Source organism: Streptomyces sp. NP-1717, assembly GCF_022695985.1.
Classification (GTDB): domain Bacteria; phylum Actinomycetota; class Actinomycetes; order Streptomycetales; family Streptomycetaceae; genus Streptomyces.
Genome location: NZ_JAAPBF010000062.1, coordinates 25841 through 33815, shown reverse-complemented (window position 1 = coordinate 33815; position 7975 = coordinate 25841). Strand labels below are relative to the sequence as shown.

7 protein-coding genes are annotated in these 7975 nt (G+C 72.6%); 6 read left to right on the top strand and 1 reads right to left on the bottom strand.

The window, feature by feature from the left end:
* On the bottom strand, positions 1–2068 hold a 2068-nt coding region (locus GXP76_RS15745; RefSeq protein WP_242572142.1), incomplete at its 3' end, for an MMPL family transporter.
* Between the two features lie 87 nt (positions 2069–2155).
* Between GXP76_RS15745 and GXP76_RS15740 the strand changes: the two genes are divergently transcribed.
* The 6 genes from GXP76_RS15740 (at position 2156) to GXP76_RS15720 (ending at position 7843) form a co-directional block, all read left to right on the top strand.
* The gene (locus GXP76_RS15740; protein WP_242572136.1) at positions 2156–2845 is read left to right on the top strand and encodes a TetR/AcrR family transcriptional regulator; all 690 of its coding nucleotides are present in this window, start codon (positions 2156–2158) and stop codon (positions 2843–2845) included.
* Between the two features lie 463 nt (positions 2846–3308).
* Positions 3309–4229, top strand: coding sequence for a squalene synthase HpnC (hpnC, locus tag GXP76_RS15735; RefSeq protein ID WP_242572135.1), 921 nt, complete (start codon positions 3309–3311; stop codon positions 4227–4229).
* Positions 4226–5176, top strand: a complete 951-nt coding sequence (hpnD, locus tag GXP76_RS15730) for a presqualene diphosphate synthase HpnD (protein WP_242572134.1) — start codon at positions 4226–4228, stop codon at positions 5174–5176. The genes hpnC and hpnD overlap by 4 nt, the downstream gene beginning before the upstream one ends.
* Entirely contained in the window at positions 5173–5301 is a 129-nt protein-coding gene (locus GXP76_RS35620; RefSeq protein ID WP_277993422.1) for a hypothetical protein, read from the top strand. The genes hpnD and GXP76_RS35620 overlap by 4 nt, the downstream gene beginning before the upstream one ends.
* Complete coding sequence (gene hpnE, locus GXP76_RS15725) at positions 5298–6686, top strand: hydroxysqualene dehydroxylase HpnE (protein WP_242572133.1); 1389 nt, start codon at positions 5298–5300, stop codon at positions 6684–6686. The genes GXP76_RS35620 and hpnE overlap by 4 nt, the downstream gene beginning before the upstream one ends.
* Before the next feature lie 98 nt (positions 6687–6784).
* Positions 6785–7843 (top strand): polyprenyl synthetase family protein, encoded by a 1059-nt coding sequence (locus GXP76_RS15720; RefSeq protein WP_242572141.1) that lies wholly within the window; start codon positions 6785–6787, stop codon positions 7841–7843.
* Positions 7844–7975 lie beyond the last annotated feature (132 nt).

Genomic DNA, 7975 nt, shown 5'->3' with positions numbered 1-7975 from the left:
CGCGCACCGCCACCGCGTCGATGACGATCGCCAGACCGCTGCCGATGCCGAACATCTGCAGGAAGCTGATCCGGCTCGTCCCGAAGGCGAAGAAGCTCACCGCCAGCAGTCCGGCCGCCATGCTGACGATCCGCCCGGTGCGGGCCAGGCCCTGGGTGACGGTCGTCGTGTGGTCCGCTCCCGCGTCGTGCAGTTCCTTCATCCGGCTGGTCACGAACACCTCGTAGTCCATGGACAGACCGAACGCGACACAGAACAGCAGCACGGTCATCGAGGTGTCCATCGGCTGCGGGGTGAAGCCCAGCAGTGACGACAGATGGCCGTCCTGGAAGATCCACACCATCGCGCCGATCGCGGCCGACAGGCTGATCGCGTTGAGCAGCAGCGCGCGCAGCGGCTGGACGACGCTGCCGGTGAACAGGAACAGCAGCACGAAGGTCGTCACCAGGACCAGCCCGACCGCCAGCGGCAGCCGGTCACCGATGGACTGCCGGGAGTCGACCAACGTCGCGTCCGGGCCGCCGACCAGCATCTCGGTGCCGGCGGGCCGGTCCACGGCGCGGATGTCCGCCACCAGGTCCTGGGCCGCGCCGGACTTGGGCGCGGTGTCGGTGACGACCGTGAGGCGCTGCGCGTCCGGCCGGGCGAGGCCGGCGCCGGCCTCGCCCGGCGGCTCGCTCCGGCCGTCGGTGTAGGTGCCGGTGGAGGCGTCGACGCGTACGACACCGTCCAGCCGCGACAGTTCGTCCGCGTACGCCGCCAGCGGCGCCGCCGCGACGGCCGAGGCGCTGACGATCTGGACGGCGCCCGCCTCGTCGGTGGGGAAGTCGTTCTGGACGGCCGTCGCGACCTGGCGGCCCGCGGCGTCCTCGGGCAGCACCCGCTCGTCGGGCGTGCCGAACGTGACCCCCAGCAGCGGGCTCGCGACGAGCAGCAGCACGGCCAGCACGGGCAGCGCGGTGAGGGCGGGGCGGCGCATGACGAGCCCGGCGAGCCTTCCCCAGAAGGGCGCGTCGGAGTTGCGTACGGTCTTCGCCCACGGCAGCCGCCCCTTGTTGAGCCGGTGGCCCAGCACGGCGAGCAGCGGCGGCACCACGAACAGCGCGGCGACGACCGCGATCACGACCACGCCGATCCCCGCGTAGGCGAAGGACCGCAGGAAGAACGGCGGGAAGACGAGCAGCGCGGCGAGCGCGGCGGCGACGGTCGCGGCCGAGAACAGGATCGTGCGCCCCGCCGTCCGTACCGTGGTGCGCAGTGCCTCGGGGACCTGCTGGCCGGCGGTGAGCTGTTCGCGGAAGCGGCTCACCAGGAGGAGCGCGTAGTCGATGCCGAGGCCCAGTCCGAGCGCGGTCGTGAGGTTGATCGCGAAGACCGACACCTCGGTCACGCTGCCGAGGACGGAGAGCAGCGCGAACGTGCCGGCGATCGCGATCAGCCCGATGACCAGCGGCAGCATCGCGGCGACCAGGCTGCCGAAGGCGAGGACCAGCAGCAGGAGCGTGACGGGTACGGCGATCGCCTCGGCCATGGCGAGGTCGGCGGAGACCTGGGAGCTGACGTCGATGCTCACGGCGCTCTCGCCGCCTGCCCGGACCTCGACCCCGTCGCGGTCGCCCGTGTAGCGGTCGATGAGCCGCTGCGCCCGTTCGCCGCGCTCGGTCTCGTCCCCCTTCACATGGAGGGCGATCAGGGCTTCGCCACCGTCCTCGGAGATCAGCCGCGGACTCCCGGTGTCCCAGTAGGAGACCACGTTGCTCACGGTGGCGTCGTTCTTGAGGCCGTCGGTGATGGAGCGGCCCCGCTCGTCGGCGGCGGGGGAGCCGGGTCCCTGCCGGCCGCCGCTCTCCGAGCCGACCAGGAACAGCAGGTTGGTCTCGCCCCCGAACTTCTCGTCGATCAGGACGGCGGCGCGTGAGGACGGCGCGTCGGGGTCGTCGAAACCGCCGCCGAGCAGCTTGCCGAAGGCGCCCGCGCCGAGCGCGCCCATGGCGAGAACGGCGACGGTGGCCAGTACGAGTAGGAGCCGCGACCTCTTCAGGGCAAGCTCAGCGATCTTGGACAGCACGGGATCCCCCATCTCCGAATGTTAACGGCGTCAACACTGACTCTGGCAGGGGATGTTAATGCTGTCAACATCGGGCAGGATGAAGGCATGGACACCAACCGGGCGAACCAGGGGGCCAAGGCCGGCTATCACCACGGCGACCTGCGCAACGCGCTGATCACCGCCGGTGTGGAGCTGGCGACCGACGGGGGGCCGGCGAAGGTGGTCCTGCGTGAGGCGGCCCGCCGCGCCGGCGTCTCGCCCACCGCCGCCTACCGGCACTTCGCCGGGCAGGGCGACCTGCTCTTCGCGGTCAAGATCCACGCGCAGCAGCTGCTCGCGGACGCCATGGAGCGCGTCGCGGCCGGCCTGCCCGCGGACGACCGCCCCGGAGCCGCCGCCGAGCGGCGGCTGGCGGCGATCGGCCGGGGCTACGTGGGCTTCGCCCTGGAGCACCCCGGCCTCTTCCGCACGGCCTTCTCCCATGCGGTGCCGGGGACGGGCGAGGACACCGGCTGGGGCGGAGTGACACCGCCCGCCGACAACCCCCAGTACCGCTCGTACAACCTGCTCAGCCGGGCGCTGGACGAGCTGGTCGCCACCGGCCGCATGCCCGCCCCGAACCGTCCCGGCGCCGAGGCCGCCGCCTGGTCCACGGCGCACGGCCTGGCGATGCTCCTGCTCGACGGGCCGATGGCCCGTCTCCCGGCCGCCGACCGGGACGCCGTGATCGGGCGCACGACCGACACGATCGTCGCCGGTCTCCTGGTGCCCCGCGACCGCCCCGCGGACGGCTGAGGGCATGAGTGGCTGAGCGGATCATGGGCGGATCGTGTGGCGGAACCGTGTGAAGTCCCCATCGGCCACCGCCCCCGGCCGGCACCCTCACCCGGTGATCCGCGCCCCCGGATCCGCCAACGGCCCGCGAACGGTCAAACTTCCGTCAAGTCCCGCACCGCTGCGGAAGGTTGGGGTATTGCGCGGCGTCGGTGTCCGGGGGCGGGTCCCCCGGCGCGGCCATGGGCGTTGTACAACGTAAGCTGTAGCGGTGCTGATTCGTGGCAAGAGCGGCGATACGTCCGTAAGCCCCGGCTGACCCGTCGAGGGTCCGCCAGATCGGCGGCATCCCCGTGGTCAGGCCGCGCGGCGTGTCCGAAATGGGATGTTTGGGTCGGCAGTGTAGAACGGGAGACGTGACGGCAATGACGGTTGATCTCCAGCTCCGCGAGGGTCGCGCCGTCCCCGCAGCAGGCGGTCCGCAGTGACGGGCGCCCCCCAGAAGCAGGTCGACAGTTCCTCGCGTGCCACCCTCGACAAGGCGTCCGGTGAGAACTTCCCGGTCGCCCCTTTCTTCCTGCCCCGAGCCTGGCGCGAAGACCTCATGGCGATCTACGGCTACGCCCGCCTCGTCGACGACATCGGCGACGGCGACCTCGCACCCGGCGGCGCCGACGCCCGCCACCTCGGCCTCGACCCCGCGCGGACGGACGACAGGTTCGCCATGCTGGACGCCTTCGAAGCCGACCTGCGCCGGGTGTTCGACCCGGCGGGCCCCGCCCCCGGCCACCCGCTGCTGCGGGGCATCGTCCCCACCGTCCGGCGCCACACGCTCACCCCCGAGCCGTTCCTCGGCCTCGTCGAGGCCAACCGCCAGGACCAGTCCGTACGGCGCTACGGCACCTACGACGACCTGCTCGCGTACTGCGAACTCTCCGCCAACCCCGTCGGCCGTCTCGTCCTCGCCATCACCGGCACCGCCACCCCCGAGCGCGTGCGCCGCTCCGACGCCGTCTGCACCGCGCTCCAGATCGTCGAGCACATCCAGGACGTCGCCGAGGATCTCGCCGAGGACCGGATCTATCTGCCCGCCGAGGACATGAAGCGCTTCCATGTCACCGAGGCGGACCTCGCCGCCCCGACGGCGAACGCCTCCGTACGGAGCCTGATCGCCTTCGAGGCCGAGCGCGCCGGTCAACTCCTGGACGTGGGAGGGCCGTTGGTCCACAGCGTCCGGGGAAGGCTCCGGCTGCTTCTCGCCGGATTCGTCGGCGGGGGGCGCGCCGCCCTCTCCTCGGTGGCCGCCGTGGGACACGATGTACTGCCCGGACCGCCCAAAGCCACCACCCCGCGTCTGCTGCGTGAAGTGGGAGCAGTCCTGCGGAAAACGCACAGAAAGGGGTGAGCCGGAACGTGGAGGAACAGCCCCCCATGTCGGCGCCGGTACTGGCCGCGTACAGCTACTGCGAGGCCGTCACCGGGCAGCAGGCCCGTAATTTCGCCTACGGCATCCGGCTCCTGCCCGCCGAGAAGCGGCAGGCCATGTCGGCGCTCTACGCGTTCTCGCGGCGCGTCGACGACATCGGCGACGGCGCGCTGGAGCCCGGTGCCAAGCAGTCGAGGCTGGAGGACACCCGTGCCCTCCTCTCACGCGTCAGACAGGGCCGTGTCGAGGAGGACGACACCGACCCCGTCGCCGTCGCGCTCTCCGACGCGGCCGGCCGCCTCGCGCTCCCCCTCGGCGGGCTCGACGAACTGATCGACGGCGTCCTCATGGACGTCAAGGGCGAGACGTACGAGACGTGGGACGACCTCAAGATCTACTGCCGGTGCGTCGCCGGAGCCATCGGCCGGCTCTCCCTCGGGGTGTTCGGCACCGACCCCGCCGCGACCGGCGCCGACCGCGCGCCCGAGTACGCCGACACCCTCGGCCTCGCACTCCAGCTCACCAACATCCTGCGCGACGTACGCGAGGACGCGGCCAACGGCCGTACCTACCTGCCCGCCGACGACCTCGCCAAGTTCGGCTGCACGGCCGGCTTCGACACCGCCGCCCCGCCCGCCGGCGCCGACTTCGCCGGGCTCATCCACTTCGAGGTCAGACGGGCCCGCGCGCTCTTCGCCGAGGGCTACCGGCTGCTGCCCCTGCTCGACCGGCGCAGCGGCGCCTGCGTCGCCGCCATGGCGGGCATCTACCGCCGGCTGCTCGACCGCATCGAACGCGACCCCGAGGCCGTCCTGCGCGGCCGGGTCTCACTGCCGGGACGGGAGAAGGCGTACGTCGCCGTGCGCGGCCTCTCCGGTCTCGACGCCAGGAACATCTCCCGGCAGAGCGTCAGGAGGCGCCCGTGACACTCCCGCAGGGCACCGCCACCCGCGCGCTCCCGCGCGCCGGCGCCGACATCACGGCCGCACGTTCAACCCTCCGGGCGGCGGACGCGTCCCTCACCGTGACCGTCGCGGGGGAGGGCGCATGACGACAACCAGCAGCGCCGGCTCCCGCCACGCGGTCGTCGTCGGCGGGGGCATCGCCGGGGTCACCGCCGCCCTTCAGCTCGCCGACGCCGGGGTGCGCGTGACCCTAGTCGAGGGCCGCCCCCGCCTCGGCGGTCTCGCCTTCTCCTTCACCCGCGGCGAGTTGACCGTCGACAACGGCCAGCACGTCTACCTGCGCTGCTGCACCGCCTACCGCTGGTTGCTCGACCGTGTCGACGGCGCCGCCCTCGCGCCCGTCCAGGACCGGCTCGACATCCCCGTACTGGACGTGGGACGCCCGGACCGGCCCCGCGTCGGACGGCTGCGCCGCGACGCCCTGCCCGTACCGCTGCACCTCGCCGGAGGACTCGCCGCCTACCCGCACCTCTCACTCGCCGAGAAGGTGTCCGTAGGACGCGCGGCGCTCGCCCTCAAGGCGCTCGACCCCGCCGACCCGGCGCTCGACGGCGTCGACTTCGCGACCTGGCTCCGCCGGCACGGCCAGTCGCCGCGCGCGGTCGAGGCCCTGTGGAACCTCGTCTGCGTCGCCACCCTCAACGTCCGCGCCGAACAGGCCTCCATGGGACTGGCCGCGATGGTCTTCAAGACCGGCCTGCTCTCCGAGCGCGGCGCCGCCGACATCGGCTGGGCACGGGTGCCGCTCGGCGAACTGCACGACACGCTCTCCCGCAAGGCGCTCGACGCCGCGGGTGTACGCACCGAACTGCGCACCCGCGTCACGGCCGTGGCCCGCACCGGGGACGGGCGCTGGGCCGTCGACGTACCGGGGGAGCGGATCGAGGCGGACACGGTGATCCTCGCCGTACCGCAGCGCGAGACGCATGCCCTGCTGCCCGACGGCGCGCTCGACGAGCCCGGCCGGCTCCTCGACATCGGCACCTCGCCGATCCTCAACGTGCATGTCGTCTACGACCGCCAGGTGCTGCGCCGCCCGTTCTTCGCGGCGATCGGCACCCCCGTGCAGTGGGTCTTCGACCGCACCGACGCCTCGGGTCTGAAGGACGGTCAGTACGTGGCGCTGTCGCAGTCGGCCGTCACGGACGAGATCGACCTGCCCGTCGCCGAACTGCGCGAGCGCTACCTGCCCGAGCTGAAACGTCTCCTCCCGGCCGCGAGGAGCGCCGAGGTGCGGGACTTCTTCGTGACACGGGAGCGGACGGCCACGTTCGCCCCGACACCTGGCGTGGGGCGTCTGCGCCCCGGCGCGCGCACCCGGGCGGCCGGGCTCTTCCTGGCGGGAGCATGGACCGCGACCGGCTGGCCCGCGACCATGGAAGGCGCGGTCCGCAGCGGTTTCAGCGCGGCCGGCGAGGCCCTGTCCGAACTCGGCCGCACCCACCGCCATCCGCTGCGGGAGGCCGCGTGAGACACGAGGCCGCCCTGACGGGCGCGACGAGGACGAGTACGGCGACGGCGCGTACGGGAACCATGAGTACTGCGAATAGAGGAGAGACCGTGCCGACTGTGCCCCCGGCCAATCCGGCTGTCGACACCGCGGACGTCTTCGCTCTGCTGGAGCGCGGCCGTGCCCTGTCAACCCCCGTGCTGCGGGCCACCGTCGGCCGGCTCGCCCCGCCGATGGACACCGTCGCCGCCTACCACTTCGGCTGGATCGACGCAGAGGGCCGGCCCGCCGACGGCGACGGCGGCAAGGCCGTACGGCCCGCGCTCTCCCTGCTGTCCGCCGAGGCGGCCGGATCGGCGCCCGAGACGGGCGTGCCCGGCGCCGTCGCCGTGGAACTGGTGCACAACTTCTCCCTGCTCCACGACGACCTGATGGACGGCGACGAACAGCGCCGCCACCGCGACACCGTCTGGAAGGTGCACGGCCCCGCCCAGGCGATCCTCGTCGGTGACGGGCTCTTCGCGCTCGCCAACGAGGTCCTGCTGGAGATCGGCACCGTCGAGGCCGGCCGGGCCGCCCGCCGCCTCACCACGGCCAGCCGCAAGCTGATCGACGGCCAGGCGCAGGACATCTCCTTCGAGCACCGCGAGCGGGTCACGGTCGAGGAGTGCCTGGAGATGGAGGGCAACAAGACCGGCGCGCTGCTCGCGTGCGCGGTCTCCATCGGCGCGGTCCTCGGCGGCGCCGACGACCGGAAGGCCGACATCCTGGAGTCGTACGGCCACCACCTCGGCCTCGCCTTCCAGGCCGTCGACGACCTGCTCGGCATCTGGGGCGACCCCGGGGCCACCGGCAAGCAGACGTGGAGCGACCTGCGGCAGCGCAAGAAGTCCCTGCCGGTCGTCGCCGCGCTCGCCGCGGGAGGCCCGGCGTCGGAACAACTCGCCGAACTCCTGGCCGCCGACGCCAAGAGCAGCGACTTCGACAGCTTCTCCGAGGAGGAGTTCGCGACCAGGGCCGCGCTCATCGACGAGGCGGGCGGCCGGGAGTGGACCGCCCAGGAGGCCCGCAGGCAGCACACCGTCGCCATCGAGGCCCTGAGCCGGGTCGACATGCCCGAACGCGTCCGCGCGCAGCTCACCGCGCTCGCGGACTTCGTCGTCGTACGAAAGAGATGATCACCATCGCCATGCGCATATCCACGCTCACCGGAGGCTGACGCACCACAAGCCTCCGTAGTCGCCGTCCGGCGGGTCGTCACCGATCCGCCGGACGACGGAGACCCCAGCACAGCAGAGGACCAACTGCAC